At 60.4% G+C, this 19,137-nt stretch carries 16 protein-coding genes; 1 reads left to right on the top strand and 15 read right to left on the bottom strand.

Features of this window, described 5'->3' with window-relative positions:
- Window positions 1-85: 85 nt before the first annotated feature.
- From GBEM_RS05630 to GBEM_RS05575, 12 genes are all read right to left on the bottom strand, one after another.
- Window positions 86-1,090 (bottom strand): hypothetical protein, encoded by a 1,005-nt coding sequence (locus GBEM_RS05630; RefSeq protein WP_148212895.1) that lies wholly within the window; start codon window positions 1,088-1,090, stop codon window positions 86-88.
- 97 nt (window positions 1,091-1,187) lie between these two features.
- On the bottom strand, window positions 1,188-1,778 hold the full coding sequence (locus GBEM_RS05625) for a GNA1162 family protein (RefSeq protein WP_012529553.1): 591 nt from the start codon (window positions 1,776-1,778) through the stop codon (window positions 1,188-1,190).
- A gap of 20 nt (window positions 1,779-1,798) precedes the next feature.
- The gene (locus GBEM_RS05620; RefSeq protein ID WP_041262682.1) at window positions 1,799-3,748 is read right to left on the bottom strand and encodes a hypothetical protein; all 1,950 of its coding nucleotides are present in this window, start codon (window positions 3,746-3,748) and stop codon (window positions 1,799-1,801) included.
- Window positions 3,736-4,056 carry a hypothetical protein gene (locus GBEM_RS05615; protein ID WP_148212894.1) on the bottom strand — a complete coding sequence of 107 codons (321 nt, stop codon included), beginning with the start codon at window positions 4,054-4,056 and terminating at the stop codon, window positions 3,736-3,738. The genes GBEM_RS05620 and GBEM_RS05615 overlap by 13 nt, the downstream gene beginning before the upstream one ends.
- Window positions 4,057-4,083: 27 nt before the next feature.
- The gene (locus GBEM_RS05610) at window positions 4,084-5,487 is read right to left on the bottom strand and encodes a YncE family protein (protein ID WP_012529551.1); all 1,404 of its coding nucleotides are present in this window, start codon (window positions 5,485-5,487) and stop codon (window positions 4,084-4,086) included.
- A 69-nt stretch (window positions 5,488-5,556) separates the two neighbouring features.
- Complete coding sequence (locus tag GBEM_RS05605; protein ID WP_012529550.1) at window positions 5,557-6,891, bottom strand: hypothetical protein; 1,335 nt, start codon at window positions 6,889-6,891, stop codon at window positions 5,557-5,559.
- Window positions 6,892-7,333: 442 nt separating this feature from the next.
- The gene (locus GBEM_RS05600; protein WP_012529549.1) at window positions 7,334-8,659 is read right to left on the bottom strand and encodes a hypothetical protein; all 1,326 of its coding nucleotides are present in this window, start codon (window positions 8,657-8,659) and stop codon (window positions 7,334-7,336) included.
- Between the two features lie 368 nt (window positions 8,660-9,027).
- Window positions 9,028-9,903, bottom strand: coding sequence for an NHL repeat-containing protein (locus GBEM_RS05595; protein ID WP_049762620.1), 876 nt, complete (start codon window positions 9,901-9,903; stop codon window positions 9,028-9,030).
- A 175-nt stretch (window positions 9,904-10,078) separates the two neighbouring features.
- Window positions 10,079-12,004, bottom strand: coding sequence for a tetratricopeptide repeat protein (locus tag GBEM_RS05590; RefSeq protein ID WP_012529547.1), 1,926 nt, complete (start codon window positions 12,002-12,004; stop codon window positions 10,079-10,081).
- Between the two features lie 13 nt (window positions 12,005-12,017).
- Window positions 12,018-12,815: a S1 family peptidase gene (locus tag GBEM_RS05585; RefSeq protein ID WP_012529546.1), complete on the bottom strand. Its 798-nt coding sequence runs from the start codon at window positions 12,813-12,815 to the stop codon at window positions 12,018-12,020.
- Between the two features lie 85 nt (window positions 12,816-12,900).
- Window positions 12,901-14,511, bottom strand: a complete 1,611-nt coding sequence (locus tag GBEM_RS05580) for a tetratricopeptide repeat protein (RefSeq protein WP_012529545.1) — start codon at window positions 14,509-14,511, stop codon at window positions 12,901-12,903.
- On the bottom strand, window positions 14,508-15,434 hold the full coding sequence (locus tag GBEM_RS05575; protein WP_169308684.1) for a class I SAM-dependent methyltransferase: 927 nt from the start codon (window positions 15,432-15,434) through the stop codon (window positions 14,508-14,510). The genes GBEM_RS05580 and GBEM_RS05575 overlap by 4 nt, the downstream gene beginning before the upstream one ends.
- 266 nt (window positions 15,435-15,700) lie before the next feature.
- Here GBEM_RS05575 and GBEM_RS05570 point away from each other — a divergent pair, with 266 nt between their 5' ends.
- Window positions 15,701-16,384, top strand: a complete 684-nt coding sequence (locus GBEM_RS05570) for a glycosyltransferase family 2 protein (RefSeq protein WP_012529543.1) — start codon at window positions 15,701-15,703, stop codon at window positions 16,382-16,384.
- A gap of 185 nt (window positions 16,385-16,569) precedes the next feature.
- Here the strand turns inward: GBEM_RS05570 and GBEM_RS20620 are convergent, their stop codons facing one another.
- The 3 genes from GBEM_RS20620 to GBEM_RS05555 are packed head-to-tail and all read right to left on the bottom strand — an operon-like array spanning window position 16,570 to window position 19,128.
- Window positions 16,570-17,274 (bottom strand): FKBP-type peptidyl-prolyl cis-trans isomerase, encoded by a 705-nt coding sequence (locus tag GBEM_RS20620; protein WP_083770210.1) that lies wholly within the window; start codon window positions 17,272-17,274, stop codon window positions 16,570-16,572.
- A gap of 16 nt (window positions 17,275-17,290) precedes the next feature.
- Window positions 17,291-18,319 (bottom strand): SEL1-like repeat protein, encoded by a 1,029-nt coding sequence (locus tag GBEM_RS05560; RefSeq protein ID WP_012529541.1) that lies wholly within the window; start codon window positions 18,317-18,319, stop codon window positions 17,291-17,293.
- The gene (locus GBEM_RS05555; RefSeq protein ID WP_012529540.1) at window positions 18,316-19,128 is read right to left on the bottom strand and encodes a tetratricopeptide repeat protein; all 813 of its coding nucleotides are present in this window, start codon (window positions 19,126-19,128) and stop codon (window positions 18,316-18,318) included. Before GBEM_RS05555 ends, GBEM_RS05560 begins: the two co-directional genes overlap by 4 nt.
- Window positions 19,129-19,137 lie beyond the last annotated feature (9 nt).

Genomic DNA, 19,137 nt, shown 5'->3' with positions numbered 1-19,137 from the left:
AAAACGAGCATCGAATCCTAGATAAATTCAGTACGAATAGCAACCCGAAAAATAGCCCAGCCCTCCCGGCGGAAACCTCTGCGACCTATTTCGCGCGCACCATGTTCCGCACCACGCTGTGCGTCATCGCCTCAGCCATGACATTGGCATTGTTCTGTCTGCCCCGGTCGAAAAAGTAGACGCCGTCCGTCCCCATATTCGAGCTCTTGGACTTGAAAACGATCCTGCGGTCGGACTTCCGCATCAGCAGCGTGGTGAAGTCGACAACAGGGGTTCCGTTGCCGCCTTGCGGATCGTAGTAGTCGAACACCGTCCCCGAAAGCACGTCGTCCGCGCCAAGGACATAGGTGAGGATGTCGACGTCCCTCACCGAAATGCCTTCGCGCATGATCATACGGGAATTGAGCATCTTCTCCCGGACAACGCCGGGCTCGATGGGCTGGATGCTCCCCGTTTCCAGCAATTGGCTGATGAAATGGAGCTGCATTAACTCTCCGGCGCGTTTTCTTTGGCTGTCGTTGTACAGGGGCACGACGGCGACGGTCGCTTTTTCCGCGTCCCGTAATGGCGATTGGTTGTACATCAGTTTCGGGCGAAAGCGCCGCTCAACATCGCCGGCGGCGACGTCACGGCGCTGCTCATCGAGCCATCTGCCGAAGGAATCGGCCAAATGCTGCAAAGCCAACTCCTGCAGCGCCTCGTAATCCTTGATGAGGCCGAGGTCGAGCAAACCAGGGGCATCGTCGCCTGCCATCCCCACGCTCCCCATCCAGAGGATCCTAGGCGTATCCTCTGTGGAAACAAGCCTCGCGAACACGGCGAGCTTAGGCGGATATGCGTCGCGGTAATACTCCAGGGAGGTGATGAAGATCCCTGCGGCGCCTGCCTCCTCCCGGAAGGCTTTTGCTGAGATGGAATCGACACCCGAGATCGACCTGATACGGTGTTCGGCCAGGATCTTTTCCCGGGTTGCATCGTCAATCACAGCAATCTCGAACTCCTGGAGCTTCCCGAGCCACGCCTTGCCGAATGCCTTGATCGGGGCATAGGCTCCAGTCAGGTTATCGACAGGGAATACGACAAACTTCACCCCGAGTGCAGTTGCTGGCCCTGCTGGTTGCGCAACCTGGTGCGCAGCGCACCCTGGCAGGCAGATCAGCGCCGCGGACGCCAGAATTGCAATTTTTTTAAAAAAGCTTGCGGAGCAGATCATAAACGGCCTTTTCCGTGATGACGTTGAGCGGTTGCCCGCCGCCGCCCAACAGGCGGTCACTCATGCCGACCCCCCCCTGGGTCGCGTCCCCAGACCAGATGACCTTACCTGTCTGTCCTTCAATCATCTGCATGCTCATCGAAATGACGTTGGCGGTGGCGGTTCCCGACCGCACGTCACCATATTCACGGATCACGCCGGTAAAAAGGGCGTCTGTCTTGGTCGCCTTGCAGAACTTGACCACCTCGTCCGAGGTAGGGCTGCTGGGGTTGGCGATGCTGGAATTGACGATACCGCGCATGACTTCGCCAGGCGGGATGACGTAGATGCCGCTGCTGGCCATGAACGCGGTGCTGAAGACGTCGCGTACCCGGTCGGCCGCCTGTTGCTCCCTGGTGAGGTTGGCGAGCGGCATCACGGCCACCGAGTGCACGGCACCGAAATCCATGGAGGAATCCAGGTAAACGCCGGTTTTGCCGCCGCAGCCAGGGAGCAGCAACGATACCAGTACCAGCAGGAGGTAGAGTCGGAAGTTCCAGTAGGTGATCTTTCTGGCTTTTGTCATATCGTGAATCTCCTGTAAGGCTAGAGTGCTATACGCAACTGAGCGCTGAAGGTTCTGGAGTCGGTTGAACCGGACAGTTCACTGTCAGTGTGCTGCACACTGTAGGAAGCATCCAGAGATGAACCGGGGCGGATGTTCCACCTTAGGCTGGGCGCGAGGCTCCTGGTCTTCTGGTTGCCGGTGGAATCGAGAGCCTCGTTGTAGGCCAAGGAGAACTGCAAGTCCCCCCCCCGGAACGGTGCCCAGCCGATGCTGTAGTTTTGCAACGTGACGTTTTCCCTGTCGTTTTGCATGGTCATGCCGTAGCCGCCGGTGAGATAAAGGGCTTCGAAGGGGCGGTAGGTGGCATTCACAGCGGTGGTGCGCGTGAAGGTCTTGCTGTCGGGGTGCCCGCCGCCTGTCTGCTGCCCCGTCTGGTCCTGATAGCTGAGGCTTGTGGTCAGGTACCTGTTGGGCACGATGTCCGCGCCAAAGGTAAAGGTGACCGTTTCCGACTGCTCGCCGGTGGAACGGCTGGTGGTGCTGTACCCCGCGGCGACGACGGAAGAGAGCCCCTTGTAGAGCTGTGCCGAGTTGTTCAGGAAGACCGAGTTGTTGACTGCCGTCTGCCCGTTGGCGAACTCGGTTCTGCCGCCGTAGACCAGCGAGTGGGTCAGGGTCGGCAAAGACATCAGCGAAAAGCCCGCGTTATAGGTCAGGGTGTTCCTCATCTTACCTTCGGGATCGAGGCTGAACTCTTCGGTGAGACGGCCGTTCAGCGAGGCGGCATCGCTGACGCGGTACGCGAGAGAAACTCCGTTGTTCACAAGGGTACTGGTGCTGAACGAGGACTGAGCCGTCTCGGCGTGCGTGAAGACGAGCCCGAAGTCGTAGGAAACGTTCGGCAACAGCTGTGCCCTCGCGTTGAAATCGAAGATCCCGCCGGAGCTGCTGGAAGAAGCGGATTTTCCCGCCGCAGCCTGAAGCACGGTTAACGACTGCAGGTTCGCAGCCATGATACTGTCCTTGTTGATGTCGTTAGGAAACGGCGCCGTCAACTTGACTGGTGTCTCAACGATCTTGATGTACCGGGTCCGCAGCACCGGGAAGGTGAAAACGAAACCGGTCGGGTCGGTACCGGGCGCGGCCGGATTGTGGCCGGCGCGGACCTGCAGTGCCATCCCCGGCGGAATGGACCAATTCAACCCGTCCTCGCTGGTGTAAATCTGCCAGGTGAACAGCCCCGAGTAATTATTGAGGCTGGCGACGCTCGGGTACGCTCCGCTGAGCGTTGTAGAGGTAGTAGAGGTCACGGCCAAAAAGAGTGTGCTCACCTCGGTGTAGGCCGGAAACGACATCCCGATGTTGTTCTGCTTGGGAACTGCAGGGGGAAGCTCCCCCTGAGGGAGTACCAGGTTCAGAGACTGGAAGCTTCCCAGTTGCCCTTCGGTAGCTGTGGGGCTCACGCTGCCGGTCACCAGGGAGAGCTGCTGTCCGACTTGGGGTACGTAGGAGGACGCACTGTTGTTGCCTTTGGAAGTGACCTGCGAGTTCTGCATGTTGAAGTTGTAGTTGGTCTGATAGCTCATCTCTTGCCACGGGAGCTTTCCCGAATAGGCGACGCGAACTGCATTGTTGAGCGAGGTGTTTTCTGAAACGAGCAGAAGGTCCTGCATCATGTTATAGCTGCCGCTGTAGTTCAGCTCGAATCCCTTCACAGATCGGTAGTTGCTTGACCAGTTAAAGTCATCCAGCGAGAGATTCTGCTGGGTGCGGTTCTCGTCGTACAGGTCCCTGTGCCCGTAATTGAAACTAAAAGTGGGGAGGTCCGACGGGTTCAGGCCGAGGTCGAAGGTGTAGTTGTCTTGTATCTCCTTCGGAACGGAGACGCCGTTGGTGCTGGCCATATCCTCCCGGCGCCGGTACCCGATGCCGGAGCTCACGAAGGGATTTCTCAGGTCCAGCTCCACATATGGGCTCAGGCGCTGCACCGTTGACCTGCTGTCAATCCCTTCGTTAGTGCCTTGCTGGGTGGTCGTCTCGAAAAGCCCCCCCCTTTTATGAACAGGGTCGGGTACAAGGACCTGTCGAAGGCCAGGTTATAGCGCTGCAGGAAACTGGTGCTTCTGCTGCTCGTGGTCGCCCCGGACACGTCCTGGAGTTTGTTGGTACTGCTCCCGAAGCCGTACTCCAAAAAGCCGCTGAGGCCATCGGCCAAGGCGACACAAGGGACGCTGCACAGCGCAAGGGCGAGCGCCACGGGCGCACCGCTTTTCATCAGCGGCAGTGCCGCAGTCACGTTACCATTCCGCATCCTCACAGCAGGTTACCTCTCACCCATGATTGCAGACCAGTAGGGTGCGCGGCCTGTGTCCATGAAGAAACGGCTTCTTTTACTTATCAGGTTGATGCTCTGGAGGGCGTTTCTCTCCGGAAGCACCAGCAACAAGTTGTTCTCATCCGCGTCAATGAGCATGTAGGACGCCCACCCTCCCGCTTCCAGAAAATCGATCGGTATCAGTGAAAAAGGGTCGTAGACCTCGATCACCCGGCTGTCCTTCTTCGCCACGTACAGGCGGTCGGTGTTGCGGTCCACCTTGACGGCGCTCACCCCAAGCCCCGTATAGATCCTTTTGAAAACGGTGAGGGACGCCGTGTCGTAGACCAGCAGGGAGGGAGACCATTGGTGGAAGACGTAAAGCCTGTCCCCCTGCCTGCTGAAATCACCCCTGACCGGCACCGACTCGGTCGGCACCGTGGCCAGCACTACCCGTGCGCTTACATCCAGCACCGAGAAGTTGCTCGAGAGAGTGTTGAAGATGTACGCCCTCTTCCCTTGGGGGTCGAGGATTATGCTCCCCGGGCTGTTGCCGACCCTGACCCTGGTCGACTCGAAGTTGGAATTGGGGTCGATGAAACTCACCGTGTTGGTCCCCTGATTGACCACGATCAGGGTAGCCCCGTCGGGAGTCAGCAGAGCATCACAGGGCCGGTCCCCGCTGGTCATGCGGATGGTGTTGATCACCTGCCCCGACCTGATATCGACGACCTCGACGGCATCGTCCGCGGAGGCCACGACGTATGCCCGCAGCTTGTCCCTGTCAAAGACGACCGTTTTGGGGGCGCGCTCGGTTTTTATGACGTCCAGGGCCTCGCCCGATTTCTTGTCGAAAACTGTGATGGCGCCGGCGGCGTAATCGGTGACGTAGCCGGTCAGGTTGGTCAACGGCTTGGGCAAGGTGCCGCAGACGAAGACCGGCCGGAACCCGGTAGCCCCTTGGAGAGATTCCCCGACCTTGAAGGAAAGGGAAAAGAGCTCGGCCTGTCTGCGCTTCACAGTGAAAGGGAAGCTAAGCATCTCGCGCTTTTCGGCGACGGTCAGCTCTTTTTCGCCTTTTTCCCCAGGGCTAAAGGCCTGGTCCGCCATCAGGTAAAAGCCCAGGTACGGACCGGGAGGAAGGTCGCCGCGGCAGATGAGCCGCTGGCGGTCCAGGTTTTCCGGCCTGACATCGGGGAGCGTAACGGTTAGAGGTACCTCCGTACCGTCACCTTTTACCGCAACCACCTCCCTCAGGCGAAAGCGCAGCCCGGTCGCCTCCTGGGGGAGCGGCTGCGCGTAGAGGTAGATTTCGCCATCATCAGTCGACACCGGTTTCTGCAGGGTGACCTGCGAGGCGCAGGCACCGCAGAACAGAAGGACAAGAAGTATTGCAACCGTCTTGATATGCATGCTCATCTCTCTCTACGCGGCGAGGGCATCGCCGGACGGCGGGCCGCCCTGCGGCGATGCGTTAAAGGGTCATTGCGGCAGAGTTGCATGACACTTGTAGCAAAGCTTCTGCTGGTTGGGATCAAACTTCGTCTCGGGGATCTGATAATACCCCTGCAGCGCCTCGGCCTCGGTACGCCCCTGCCCATAAGGCTGGTAGAGCGCCCCCTCTTCGGAATACTTGCCATTGGACCCGATCTGCGACGTGTTCGCATTCCACCTCGTGCCGTAATCCCAGGAGCTGGCATGGGCACGGTGGCAGGAAAGGCACATGACCGAAGGCGTACCGTCGGCGCTGTTTGGTCCCTTGGTTGGTGTGTTCCCAAGGATGCTCTGCAGCACGAAGTAGCTACTGGTCCCGATCTCGAAGGGGACTAAGGAGAGGTAGGCGGTGGCTTCGATCCCGCTCAAGTCGCCGTTCTTGACGTAGCTGTTGTAGTAGGCCGTCATCGTGGAGTCGAGCGTGCCCGTGGAACTGCCCGAAGCCGATCCCGAGGTAGGGTGCAGGAAGCCGTTGGCGCCGTTATGGACGTTGCCGGTATGACAGTTCCGGCACCAGTCAGACATCCCGGAGCCGTAAGCCACGCGGGTCTGGGATGTCGCTTCTGAGCGGTTGGCGTTCAGCGGCGCCAGCGCCACCGGCGGAGGATAGATGAAGGCTAAGGCGCCGCCGACACCTTTCGGGGCGTATCCGGAACCGCCCAACATGCGATAGGAGCCGACCGAAGTCTGGGCGTCAGGCGCGGGGCTCACGTCGAACGACCCGGAGGCCTTTATGGGATGTCCATCCGTGGTGACGCTCCCGTCCAGGTTCCGGCGGTACTTCCCGTGCGGATCGTGGCAACTGATGCAGGAGAGCGACTGGGATGGGTACCCCCCGCCGGGAGCGGTGAGGTGGGTACCGTCCGGCTGGTATCCGAAGTCCAGCGAAACCACGTTGTGGCCGTGGCGTTCGCCGGGGCTGGTTTTGAGCGGTGACACCATGTCCGGATACCAGGTGAAGGTCTTCTTGAGCCAGGCGAAGTCACCTCCGGGGCTTAGCTGTTTGGGCGGGCTCCCCGCCAGGATCTCGCCGTCGGGGGTGCTGACGTGGAAGGTAGTAGGGCCGGGGAGGTTGCTAGCCTGGTGGCATAGAAGACATGTGGAGGTCGCATCGCTTCCCTTGAGCAGCGCAGCGCCGCCGGCACCTACGTTGGTCCCTTCCTTGGAGTTGTGCATGGTATGGCACCCTTCGCACTCACCCACCCCGCCGGAATGAAACCCCAGAGCCGGGTGGGAAGACATAAGAGCGCCGCAGACCGCACCGAAGAGAAACAAGGCGGAAAGTTTGGATATCCTCAAGAGTGACCTCAGGTTGAAAAGCATGGATCAAGCCTCCCCACGCAACAGCCTTACGTCTTTTGACGGCATGTCGCTCCGCCGCCTCCGCCATAAGACCAAGGTCGCATGAGGGAATGGTGAGATGCCGCTCCAGGTGGCTCCCCAGCCCCCCTTGCCGCAACACGGGAAAGTAGCGATTTTGCGATTTTTGCAAGGCAGCCAGGGCTGAAAAGAAAGACCAGCTGACCCGGCCGGCCGGCAAAGGTGCGGCGCGGCGACTTGGGGGAGTGTTTACCGTTTTGCAATTAGCATTCCATCTGCACAAACAGTCCATTTGCCGTCACCGACAGGCGGACCGAAACCAAGACGCGGCGCCATGTTAGCGGCAACGCGCCACAAAGTCAAAGGATTATGGTAAAGAAAAGACAAAAAAAGGGCCGGCATTAAGCCGGCCCTTCATGACATGACACAGTATCAGGCTGTCGTACTAGTCTTTAGCGTGGCACTTGTTGCAGTAGTCACGTGCGTACGGTCCGAAGAGGGAAGCCGGACGACCGTTGTAAGCGTTCTGCTGCTGGGTGACGCTGTAGCCGGTGTTGATCTTGTTCTCGGTGGTGCTGGAGTCGTAAGCGGCTGCGTTGCTTGCGTCAGCTACGGTCATGAACTCGTTGCCCAGGTAGTAGCGGGCCATGCTCTCAAAGCCGGAAGCGTGAGCGCGGTGGCAGGAGAGGCAGAGCACGTTGTTGCTGGTGCTGGCGGCAGCCGGAGCAGCCTGGAAGGTTTTGATGGCGGCGTAGTCGCCAGAACCGAGTTCGAACGGAGCCAGGGCGCTGTAGCCGTTGGAAGCCGGGGTGCCGTTGATGCCGGAGGAAACATAGGCGTTGTAGTTGCCGGCGATGGCGCCGGTCAGCTTGCCGCCGTTACCTGCCGGGTGAACCAGGCTTTTGGTGCCGGAGGTGTAGGTGTCATTGTGCATTGCGGTGTGGCAGTTAGCACACCACTCGGACATACCCTGGCCGTAAGCAACGCGGTCTTTACCGCCTGCGATGGTGTCGTTGAGACCGTTGTAGCTGGCCGGAGCAACTGCGTCCGGAGACGGGTTAGCGAAGGCGTAGGAGCCGGTAAGGGACTTCGGCTGGTAGCCCACGCCTGCGAGGAGGCGGTACACGCCGACGGCGGAAACACTGGCGATCGGGTCTTTGCTGTTGACGTAGGAACCGGAGTTGAAAATCGGCAGACCGGTAGTGGCCTTGGTGCCGTCGGCAAGACGACGGTACTTGCCATGGGGATCGTGGCAGGAGGAGCAGGCCAGGTTGGCTGCCGGGTAGGTGCCACCAGGGGCAGCAGTCAGAACCTTGTCCTGGGTGTAGCCGAAGTCGACAGCGATCACGTTGTGGCCGTGACGATCGCCTTCCCAAGAGGTAGCCGTGCCGCGGATGGAGCCGCTCATGGTCTTCTTGAGCCAAGCGAAGTCGCCGCCCGGGGTCAGCTCGACCGGGGTGGTGCTGTCAGCTGCAACAACGTTTGCGGTGGAGATGTGGTAGCCATTGTCCTTACCGGTAACGGGGCCCGGGGTGGTGTCGGCAGCCTGGTGGCAGTTGAGGCAAGCACCGGACTGGTCCTGAGCTTTCAGGAGGTACGGGCCGGACTGATACTGGGCCATGCCGGTCACATTGGCTGCACCTTCATACGAGTTGTGCATGGAGTGGCAACCTTCGCACTCGGCGACGCCGCCGGAGTGGAAAGCAAGGGCGCTACCAGCGGTAGCAAGACTGAGGACTGCGGTTGTTGCGAGAATCTTGGTCAGTTTCATTTGTTCTCTCCTTTTTAGTTTGTACTGCCAGTGGATTTCAACTGCATTACACGGTGCTACTCGAAATTTTGCTACTTGACCGTTCTTGTCATCCATATAGCACGTCACATGCCAAGCGCAAAAAAAAATGGCATTCCGTTTGTTTTCGACCACTTACGACGATGAAGCATTTCCTCCTCCCAGTTAGCCCCGCGTTTTACCCGTGCTTTGGCCGGAAGTCACCAGCTATTTCGCCGAACCCCTGTCATACCACCGGGCAGCGCCCCACGCCGCCGGGACGGAACCGACCGAGGCCATCCCCAAACAGAAAAAGCCCCGCCTTCTGGGGCGGGGCTTTTCCGTGTTGAAGCGGCGAAAAGTCCGGGATATCAGTCGCTGTAGCTCAACTGGTATATATTCACGCCACGGCGCCGCATTTGGCTCACGTAGACTCGGTTGCGCAGAGGGTCCACGCTGATCTCGTTGGGCACGATCACGTTGCCGGGCCTGGTGCCGCGGAAACCGAACTCTTTGATGAACCTGAAATCCTTGTCGTAGATCATGGTCACGCCACGCAGCTTGTCGGTTATGAGGAGGTTGCCGTTCCGGTCCGAGGCAATCCCGCCGGGCACGCCGAACTTGCCCGCGGAACTCCCCCTCCTGCCAAACGCAGAGATCACGCCGTCCATGGTGCCCCGGTATGCCTTGCCGAAGGAAGAAGAGACGAAGAGCATGTGCCCCTCACGGTCGATAGTGAACCCCTCCACTCCTGCATCGGCCCGGTGGTCGTCGGAAACCAGCATCAATGCCCCAAGGTCGTACGCCCGGACGAACTCCCCGTCTGTATTCACGACGACGACCAACATGCCACCCTGGTCTATGAGGTAGATTTCACCGTGGCGCACGATCATCCGACCGGGGCGCACCTCGGTAAACTCAGGCGGAACATGCCGCAAGGCCACTGAAGAAAGGGGTTCGCCGCGGTAATTGCAGGTTACGATGCCATAGTCCCCTTTCTTGTTGGTCAGCAGCAGGATGTTGCCACTGTCGTCGACTGCGGCATCATACACCCCACCAAGTTCGCGGTCATAGTCGACGTGGAAGGTCAGCATGCCGCTGGGGTTGTAGATATCCAGCCCGCCGCTGGTGGCGACGTAGACCTCGCCCCGCACCTCATCCACAAAAGTCCTGGCGGCGTTGTAAGGGATGATCCCGTCGAAGTCGGACAGGTTGAAAAGATAGGAGGCGTTTATGTCTCCAGCCATTGACGGCGCTGCGCCAAGTAATAGCAGTGACACCGCCGTCCTTAAGGACCGTGCTAAACGAGATATTGTGTAATCCATAACCGTTCCCTTTTCAGGTGAAATCTCCGCGCACTGATGCGGAGTCTAAGCCGACATCCTCCCCTGTGTCAATCACAGAGCTGTCTTAGCCCAACTATTACTTCCTGCCGATCTTCTCCAGCCAGTTGCGGGCCGCTACGGTATCGGGTCGGATGGCGAGAACACGGTTGAATTCCAGGGCCGCCTCGTCAGGACGGCCCAACCCCGCCAGGGCGACCCCTCTGTTGAAATGGGCCTCCACCGAGGCCGGATCGATGGCGACGGCACGGGTGAATGAATCGAGCGCCTCCGCCAGGCGTCCCTGTTTCGCGAGCGCCACTCCCAGGTTGATCGCCGTCTGGGGCGAAAGGGGCTCCAACTGCCGGGCAGCCTCCTCGTGCTCCAGCGCCTCTTCCGGCCTGCCTGCCTTGGTAAGCTCGGTGGCGAGCGCCAGGTGGACCTCGGGAAGCCTCGGGTCGACGGCAAGGGCCTGCCTGAACTTGGTAATGGCCTCTTCGCCGCGGCCAAGCCCAGCCAGGGCCTTTCCCATCCCTTCCAGGGCGACGGCGCTGTTGGGTGTGATGCCCAGGGCTTTGTCGTAATACATCAGTCCGTTCTCGTACTGCCCCCAGCGGATGCTGAGCGCACCCAGGTTGCTGTAGGCAATGGTGGAGCGAGGATTGATGCGCAGGGTTTCCTGGAACTGCCGGTAGGCCCCGGCGAGATCCCCCCTCGCATCCAGGGCAATGCCGTAGTTGTTGGTGATGAGGTAGTTGTCATGGGTGACCGCGAGGGCATGACGGCAGATGGCAATGCTGTCCTTCCAGTAGTCCAGTTGCCGAATGGTCACCGTGGTCAGCGCGGTGAGGGACACGGCTCCAACGGCGAAAAGAAACGTTCGCTGCGCGTGCCACCCTTTAGTCAGGTCGGCGACGAGACAGCAGATGGCGAGGAAAATCCCGATCAGTGGGATGTAGGTGTACCGGTCCGCCGTGGACTGTCCACCGACCTGGATCAGGCCGATTACGGGGAGCAGGGTCACCAAGTACCACAGCCAGCCGGTGACTAGGTAGGGGTAGCGGCGGCGCAAAATGAAAACGGCCGCGGTGAGCACCGCAAGGATGAGTACCGCTGCGGCCGGCTGCCACAATGGTACCGACTGCGGGAAGGGGTACAGGATGGCGAGCCCCCGGGGCCAGAGCATGAGCCCGAGGTACTTCGCGTAGGCGACCAGCGAATTCTCCACGCGCAGGTAAATGGGCGCCTTGGCCAGGGTCGCCATCGCCCCGCCATGTTGCTGCCCGTAGATGGTGATGATGGAGGAGAGCGCGGAGAAAAGGAAAAAGGGGATCTTCTCCTTCATCAGCACAAAAAGCGGGGTCGCCCTTGCGCTGCCGACGCCCGCCCCGCCCGCATCCACCTCGGAGAAGAGGCGGCGAAAGGGCCAGTAGTCGAGCAGAAGGAGCACCACGGGAAGGGTCACCAGCATCGGCTTCGCCATCAGCCCCGCCACGAAGGCGAGCAGGGCGCCGAGGTACGGACGCGGCCCCGGTCTTTTCACGTAGCTCACCCAAAAATGAAGCGACACAAGCATGAGGAGGCAGCTCAGCACGTCCTTGCGCTCGGCGACCCATGCGACCGACTCCACGTGAAGCGGATGGAGGGCGAAGAGCGCGGCAACGGAGAAGCCGAGCCAGACCCCTCCGACGGTCCGGACCAGGAACAGGAACAAAAGGAGCGCCGCCGCGGCATGGATCACGACGTTCATCAGGTGATGCCCGGCGGGGTGCAAGCCGAAAAGTTGCACGTCGAGCATGTGGGACAGCCAGGTCAAAGGGTGCCAGTTCGACATGGCGGTAGCGGTGAACGCCCAGGAGATGCCGGCGGCGCTGAGCCCTTGCTGCACCACAGGGTTCTTGGTGACGTAGCCCGGGTCGTCGAAGTTTATGAAATCGTTGCCGGCGGTCTTGGCGAAGACCGCGAGGGTGACGACGACGAGGATAAATGCCAGAAGGATCTTTTTGTTCGCATCGTTTTTCAGCATAGGTGCGTCTCCATCAGGGAGCGAGAGTCCGCTTGATCCATGTGCGGTAGGGTTTAAGACTCGTGTAAAGGCCGATATCTTCGCAAATGCCGTATTCGAATCGGCCGTCGGCTGCACGCTGGACCGCCTGGGACTGAACGCCCATGACCAGGTAGCGTTCTTTTCCCGAAGCATCCGGCGTGGTCTTGAAGAGAGGGCTCCCCGAGTCGCCGCTGCAGGGGCCTGCTCCCAGGTGCTGCAGCTCAATCACCCGCCCGTCTTCCTTTAAGACGAGTTTCGCCCAGGGGAGCACCAGTTTGCGCAGCACCCCCGGGTCGTTGCGAAGAAACTTCGAGACCCCGTAGCCCGCGGCTAGGAAGCTGTCCCCTTCGGAAATGGCGAAGTCGCTTTCTTCTGCGAACTCCGCGGGGAGGTAACCCGGAGGGGCGGGTTCCGCGAGCCGCACGATGGCAATGTCGAAGTTACTCTGCTCCCGGTTCAGCTCGGGGACGTACTGCTCAGGAATCTTGATTGAGGAAACGTGCAAGACGCGGTCGCCGTGTCCGGGCAGCAGGTTTGTGCCGAAAACCGCAAGGTACTTTTCGGGGTTACGGGAACCGTCGAAGCAGTGGGCGGCGGTGAGGACCGCATCCTTGCGCACGAGGATGCCAGTACAGACCCCATCGGCGGCCGGATTCACGATGCCGACCATGCTTTTCCGGAAGGGCTCGTCGCTGCCGACGAGAGTCCCCCCCACTATGGCGTGGCAGGCACCCGGCCGGATGAGGGCCAGCGCCGCCAATGATGCTATGAGGATCGCTGCACGCTTCATGTGCTTCACCCTGCTGCTTATAGAGATTCGATGTCGGGACCGACCGCCGACCCCGGCGGTCTAGGGCCGGGGCCGACCGCCGCGATTAGCTTTGCTCCAGAAGCTTGATCCTGCGTTCGGTATCGCCTTTGTACTCCATATAGGTAACGGGAACTGTCTTCATGAACAGTCGGTAGTGCTGCAGCGCCTGCTTCAGGTCGCCCCGTTTCTCGCAGATTTTGCCCAGATTCAGGTGGGCCATGGATTTGTTCGGGTCGGTCTGGCCTGGAGGCGTCTGCAGGGCGGCCCGGTAGTAGGCCTCGGCGGTGCGGAGGTCCCCGCCGGTGGCAGCCAGCGTCCCCATCTGCATCATCGCCTCGCCATGCCTGGCGTTGAGCGCGAGGGTCCGCTCCCATTCGCGCCGGGCGGCGGCCAGGTCGCCGTTCTCCATGTAGGCGGTCCCAAGGTTGTAGTGGGCGCCCGGGGACTCGGGATCGTTGCGCACGCCGCTGGTGAAAAGCGACAGGGCGTTGCGCCAGTCGAGATTGCGGTGCACGGTGACCGCCGAGGCGGCGACGAGGAGAACCACGACCGCCGCCTTGGCAAAGCGCAGATTGGTCCGCGCCAAAATCCAGGAGAGCACGGCGCCGAGACCGAAGAAAAACCCGACGGCGGGCATATATAGATACCGCTCGGTGATCTGGTCGCTCGGGATGGGTACGATATTGGAGATGGGAGCGTAGTTGATCACGAACCAGACAAGTCCGAAAAGCGCAACCCGGTTGCGGCTGCTAAGCGCGAGCCAGACCATCCAGGTCAGGAAAAGCACCGCGGCGAGGTGCCAGGGAGGGGAGAAAAGCCCGCCCTGCGGCACCTTGTGGAACAGGGTGAGATCCGCCGGGTAGAGAAGCAGGGCCAGATACTGCGGGATGATGTGGTAATTCTGGGCCACTCTCTCCAGCAACCCCGAAGCCGGGACCGGGGTGCCTACGACCCCCTGCAGTGAATAAAAGCGCATCCCGAAGTACACCAAGGTGAGGATGAAGTACGGGGAAAGCAGGATGATGCGGTCCTTCCAGGAAAGTCGCGCCTCCCCCTCCTGCATGGGGAAAAAGGTGAGCACGAAGAACACGGCGGACATCATGAGCCCCGTCTCCTTGCTGAGCAGACCGCAGAAGTAAAGCAAAGGGGAGACGACCAGCAGCGTCTTCCCCTTCATCCTCCCCTCCAGGTAGGCCAAGAGGGAAGCGAGGCTGAAGAAGAGCGCCATGAGGGTGTTGCGTGCGGAGACCCAGTTCACCGCCTCGCTGTTGGCGGGGTGCACCGCGAAGAGCAGCCCCACAGCCAGGGCTGCCCAGCGGTCCGACAAAAGGCGTCGGCAGATCAGATAAAGAAGCAGCGCGTTGCCGAGGTGTATGACGATGTTCACGCCGTGATACCAGGCGGGGTTCATACCGGCGACCTGGTAGTCGAACAGGTAGGTGGCCCGGTTCAGCGGACGATAGTAGGGCTTGATCAGGTCGGGCGCGAACAGCACGTCGGGTACATTGCTCAGGCTGAGCGTCTGCGGGTTGTTCACGATGATCATCTCGTCGTCGAGAACGAAACCGTTGAAGAAGCTGACTGAGTAGACCAGCAGCGTCGCCGCCGCCAAGATCAGGATAGGGAGCCAAAACCGCCTGCTTGGACGGCGGGTGCCGACAGTTGCCTCGGTCATTTTGTTTGTTCCTGTGGTGATGGGGTCCGGCCGGCTACTACGATCAAGGTGCCGCCGCGCCCGAGCATTGTGCTCACGGCAAGAGCCGGAAGAGACAAGAAGGTGAGGACGATGCCGGCGGCCATGGCAAAGAAGCGGCTCCCCGGTCCCGCGTCGCACCGCTTGCCGGTGAGCAGGTAAAAGAAGAGGTTTGGTTGCTTCTGCAGCCGGTTCAGCGCGCTCTGCGACCATCCGAGCAGGTCGTACTCGAACTCCTGGTGACGCCAGACGTGCGGAGTCAGGCCGGCAACGGTAAGGCTGTACTCCAGCGCCTTTCGGTTGAAATGGTAGAGGTGCCTCGGGACGTCGGCATGGAGCCAGGCAGGACCGAAGAGCCGGGCCTGCAGTCCCCCGAAATCGGGAACCGCGACGATCAGTCGTCCTTTGGGTTTGAGCAGTCCCGCCACCTGCGCCAGCATGGAGGGAATGTCGCGCATGTGCTCCAGCGTGTGCCACATGGTTATGCAGTCAAACTGCGCGGCGCCGCCGTACTCCTCAACCGCTTCGCGTACATCGAGCCCGGCGGCGCGGGCGGGAGTCGGGTTGAGCTCGGTGCCGGCCACCTGCCAGCCGGCGGCACGGGCCGCCACCAGAAAAGAGCCGTCGCCGCAGCCGATATCCAGCAGTATGCCAGGGCTGCCGGGAATGGCCTCCCGTACGAGCCTCAGACGGCGCGCCGTGCAATAGCCGCCGGAAGCCCCGTGCCTTTTGCCGTAATACTGCGCTGTGTAATAGGGAGCCAAGTCCTGGGGTTGCGGCAGGGTATGCCCCAGTTCGCAGCGGGGACAGGTCGCGATGGCAAACCGTTCACCGGTCATCGGATCCGGCACTTGGGGCATCAGGGGATGCAGAGTTTCGCCGCAGGCATTGCATGTGTCCGGCATGTTCATCTCGCTTTTCCTAAAAAGTCATCTCATCGGCGGCAGCGCTCACAAGAGGGGCAGAAACATCTGGCAATGTACCTCAAGACGCCAGAAACAGGCAAGTGTTTACAGCCTCTGGAACCAGCCGGGCTCCAATGAAAAGTGCTTCCCTTGCTGGACGCTTATGCAGTATGATGCATCCCGCGCCGGCCGCGCCACCTATTAGACACTTCCAAACCCGCATCCACGAGGCGCAACCGGACATAAACCAGCAAGGAGCCTTTCGCATGAAACTGTCGGTCGTCATTCCGATTTACAACGAAAAGGAAACCATCAGAGCCATTCATGCCGCCGTACAGGCTGTGCCTATAGACAAGGAGATCATCCTTGTAGACGACTATTCAACCGACGGCACCCGCGAAATCCTGAACGAACTCGCCAGCCCCTCCACCCGGGTGCTGCTGCACGAGCGGAATATGGGGAAGGGAGCGGCGCTCAGGACCGGATTCGGGAATGTGCTCGGAGACATCGTGATAATCCAGGATGCGGACCTGGAATACGACCCCCAGGAATACGCCAAGCTGACACGGCCGATACTGGAGGGGAAAGCCGACGTCGTGTACGGTTCCAGGTTCGTCACTGGCGAGTACCGCAGAGTCCTGTTCTTCTGGCACATGCTGGGCAACAAGTTCCTCACCCTTCTCTCCAACATGATGACCAATATGAACCTCACCGACATGGAAACCTGCTACAAGGTGTTCCGGCGAGAGGTCTTGGAAAACATCACTATCGAGGAAAATCGTTTCGGCTTTGAGCCGGAAATCACCGCGAAGATCGCCAAGATGAACGTGCGCATCTACGAAGTCGGCATCTCCTACTCCGGCAGAACCTACAAGGAAGGGAAGAAAATCGGTTGGAAGGACGGGGTTGCCGCTCTCAAATGCATCCTGAAGTACAACCTGCTGCGCTAACGGCTCGCGTTAGCCTGCTCCGACCGCTGCGCCATTCCCGAAAAAGCAGCGCGAACATAGCCGCCCAAGCCGCAAAAAAAAGAGCGCTCCCCCCAACCTCACTTCGGGAGGCGAACCGCCTCCCCCCCCTTTTTAAGCTAAGCCAAAGGCGCCCCGTCGCATGCATCGGTTGCAGATCTCTGGGTTTAGGGTTCGACGTCCAGGACTTCGACGTCAAAGACCAACGTGGCTTTTGGTGGGATCTTGCTGCCGCTCCCCTTGTCTCCGTAGGCGAGCACCGGGGGGATGATGAGCCTGCGCTTGCCGCCCGCCCTCATCGTCTTTATGCCCTCATCCCAGCCGCGGATCACCTCCCCCTTGCCGAGCGTGAAGGTGATGGGTTTGTTGCGGTCCAGGGAACTGTCGAACTTGGTGCCGTCTTGAAGCCACCCGGTATACTGCACCAGGACTTTTTTGCCGTTTACGACCTTCGCCCCGTGCCCCTCCTTCAGATCCTGGTAGGAAAGGCCCGAAGCCGTCTTGACCGTCCTGATCGTCTTGCTGCTGCGCATCTCCGCGAGGAAGGCCTCTTTTTCCTTTGTCTTGCCGGTGTCGTTGAAGGCCTTGAAATCGATGGTCGTCTTGTCGAGGATGCGATACAGCAACGAGGACGGGAGGATTTTTTTCCGCGAGAGCTCTGTCTTCGCGCTGTAAGGCCGCCCATCGATGATCTTGCCGGCCTCCTCCTCGCCGATCCCAGGAAGGGTCATCAACTGCTCCTTGCTCGCCAGGTTGAGATCAACCAGCCCGGATGCGGCAGCAGCAGCCGGCGCAGTGCCCGCAGTCGACGCCCAAACGGCCCCGCAGGAAAGACAAACAGCTATAATTGCAACGATACATGCTCTCTTCATCAATTCCCCCGTCAAATTACTTAAGCTTCACCAAAGCCTCGCGCGCCTCGGGAACTCCGTTGGCAGCGGCTTTTTCCATGAACTCCAGCCCCATGTTCCGATCGGTGCGGCCTAACTCCCCATTCAGGTACATGACCGCGATGTTGTACTGTGCTTGGCCGTTTCCGCCACGAGCCGCGGCAAGATACCACATGGCGGCAGCGAACTTGTCACGCGGAACGCACCAGCCGTTGTCGTAAAGAAAGCCCAGCAAACCTTGAGCGGCCGAATCTCCGCGCCGCGCCGTGAAGTCGAACAAGCGCGCGGCTTTGCAGTAATCCTGGCCGACCCCGTCGCCGTGGTAGTACATGACGCCTAGACTGTAGGCGGCATTGACGTCTCCCTGCGCCGCAGCCCTTGTATAGAGCCTTGCCGCCTCGGCCTTGTCCTGAGTGACTCCTTCGCCCCTGTAGTTCAGGACGGCGAGGGTGGTCAGGGCCCTCACATAGTCGCCGTCGGCAGCCCGGTGCAGCCAGGACAGCGCCAGGCCGGGGTCCTTCTCCCCCCCGACCCCGTTGGAGTAAAACTCATACAGACTGCACTGGGCTGGAGCATAATCGTTCTGTGCAGCCTCCAGCAGCCACTGTTCCGCCTGTTGGGCGTCCTTTTTGACTCCATCTCCCTCAAGGTACATTTCAGCAATCCGGGCCTGGCTCGATGCGTCACCCCGCTCAGCGGCGGATAGGTACCACCGAAACTTCACCCCTTGGCTCCCGGAAACGGTAAAGCCTCCGCCCCTGGCGATGCCGTAGTAGCGAGCCGCCAGGTCCGGGTCCCGTGGCCCCCCCTGTCCCAGATCGAAGATACGGCCGAGGTAGAAGGAAGCCTCGGGGCTGTCGTCCGCGGCGAACTCACGCCGCGCCGCTTCGAAGTCCCCCCTGTCGTACGCCGCCACGCCTGCTTCAAAGTCGGCCGCCGCCGGCGACACCCCATAAAGCGGGAAGGTGAGTAAAAAGAGGAGCCACACAGGCAGAACAAGGCCCCACGCGGCTCCCCCACTTCTCATTTTCCCACCTCTTTCAATGCAGCCACCGCTGTCGGCTCTCCCTGTGCCGCGGCTTTTCGCAGCCACAGGACGGCCTCCTCACTGTCGCGTCGCACTCCAATCCCCTGCAGCAAGCATCGGCCCATCTGGTACTGGGCTTCCCGATGACCGGAGGAGGCGGCTTTTCGCAGCCAGGCGACTCCTTCAGCCGAAGCGTTTTGCACGCCGTCTCCTTGCAACAGCATGAGCCCCAGCATGTACTGCGCCGGAACGTTCCCCTGCTCCGCAGCCTTCAGGTACCACTTCGCCGCCTCGCGCTTGTCCTGAGGCACTTCTTCGCCATGATAGTAGGCGTCGGCAAGGTTATACTGGGCCGTGACATGACCGAGTAGGGCATCCCTGCGGTACCAGCGGATCCTTCTCGGCTCACTCTCCGCGCGCAGACGGTCAAAATCGTGCTGGGCGTCGGGGTCCCCGCCAGCGGCAGCTTTGCCGTACCACTTCATAGCTTCCGCAAGGTCCATGGTGACGCCATCGCCGGTTTCGTACAGTTGGCCGAGATTGGCCTGGGCTTCCGCACTCCCCAGATCCGCCGCCCGGCGAAACCAATGCAGCGCCTCACTGACATTCCTGCCGACGCCGAGGCCATTGTAGTAAAGCACGCCTAGTTTGTTAAACGACTCTGGTGTCTTATCGGCCCGGTATAAGGCGAGAGCGGAGGGGTAATCACCCTTGTCGAATGCCCTCTCGGCCTCCTGAAAATCCGCGTAGCACGAGCCGCTCCAGCAGACCAATAATGCGATGATGATTGCCGGTAATCGTCTTTTCATTGGCAGCTC

Source organism: Citrifermentans bemidjiense Bem (assembly GCF_000020725.1).
Taxonomy (GTDB): domain Bacteria; phylum Desulfobacterota; class Desulfuromonadia; order Geobacterales; family Geobacteraceae; genus Geomonas; species Geomonas bemidjiensis.
The sequence above is the reverse complement of the archived record's forward strand: the minus strand, read 5'-3'. Positions and strand labels throughout refer to the sequence as shown.

Excerpts from the sequence above, each read along its gene's own strand:
- GBEM_RS05595 (WP_049762620.1), bottom strand. The coding sequence starts at position 9,903 with ATGGCTGGAGACATAAACGCCTCCTATCTTTTCAACCTGTCCGACTTC.
- GBEM_RS05560 (WP_012529541.1), bottom strand. The coding sequence starts at position 18,319 with ATGAGAAGTGGGGGAGCCGCGTGGGGCCTTGTTCTGCCTGTGTGGCTC.
- GBEM_RS05605 (WP_012529550.1), bottom strand. The coding sequence starts at position 6,891 with ATGCTTTTCAACCTGAGGTCACTCTTGAGGATATCCAAACTTTCCGCC.
- GBEM_RS05575 (WP_169308684.1), bottom strand. The coding sequence starts at position 15,434 with ATGCCGGACACATGCAATGCCTGCGGCGAAACTCTGCATCCCCTGATG.
- GBEM_RS05610 (WP_012529551.1), bottom strand. The coding sequence starts at position 5,487 with ATGCATATCAAGACGGTTGCAATACTTCTTGTCCTTCTGTTCTGCGGT.
- GBEM_RS20620 (WP_083770210.1), bottom strand. The coding sequence starts at position 17,274 with ATGAAGAGAGCATGTATCGTTGCAATTATAGCTGTTTGTCTTTCCTGC.
- GBEM_RS05600 (WP_012529549.1), bottom strand. The coding sequence starts at position 8,659 with ATGAAACTGACCAAGATTCTCGCAACAACCGCAGTCCTCAGTCTTGCT.
- GBEM_RS05555 (WP_012529540.1), bottom strand. The coding sequence starts at position 19,128 with ATGAAAAGACGATTACCGGCAATCATCATCGCATTATTGGTCTGCTGG.
- GBEM_RS05625 (WP_012529553.1), bottom strand. The coding sequence starts at position 1,778 with ATGACAAAAGCCAGAAAGATCACCTACTGGAACTTCCGACTCTACCTC.
- GBEM_RS05580 (WP_012529545.1), bottom strand. The coding sequence starts at position 14,511 with ATGACCGAGGCAACTGTCGGCACCCGCCGTCCAAGCAGGCGGTTTTGG.
- GBEM_RS05590 (WP_012529547.1), bottom strand. The coding sequence starts at position 12,004 with ATGCTGAAAAACGATGCGAACAAAAAGATCCTTCTGGCATTTATCCTC.
- GBEM_RS05570 (WP_012529543.1), top strand. The coding sequence starts at position 15,701 with ATGAAACTGTCGGTCGTCATTCCGATTTACAACGAAAAGGAAACCATC.
- GBEM_RS05585 (WP_012529546.1), bottom strand. The coding sequence starts at position 12,815 with ATGAAGCGTGCAGCGATCCTCATAGCATCATTGGCGGCGCTGGCCCTC.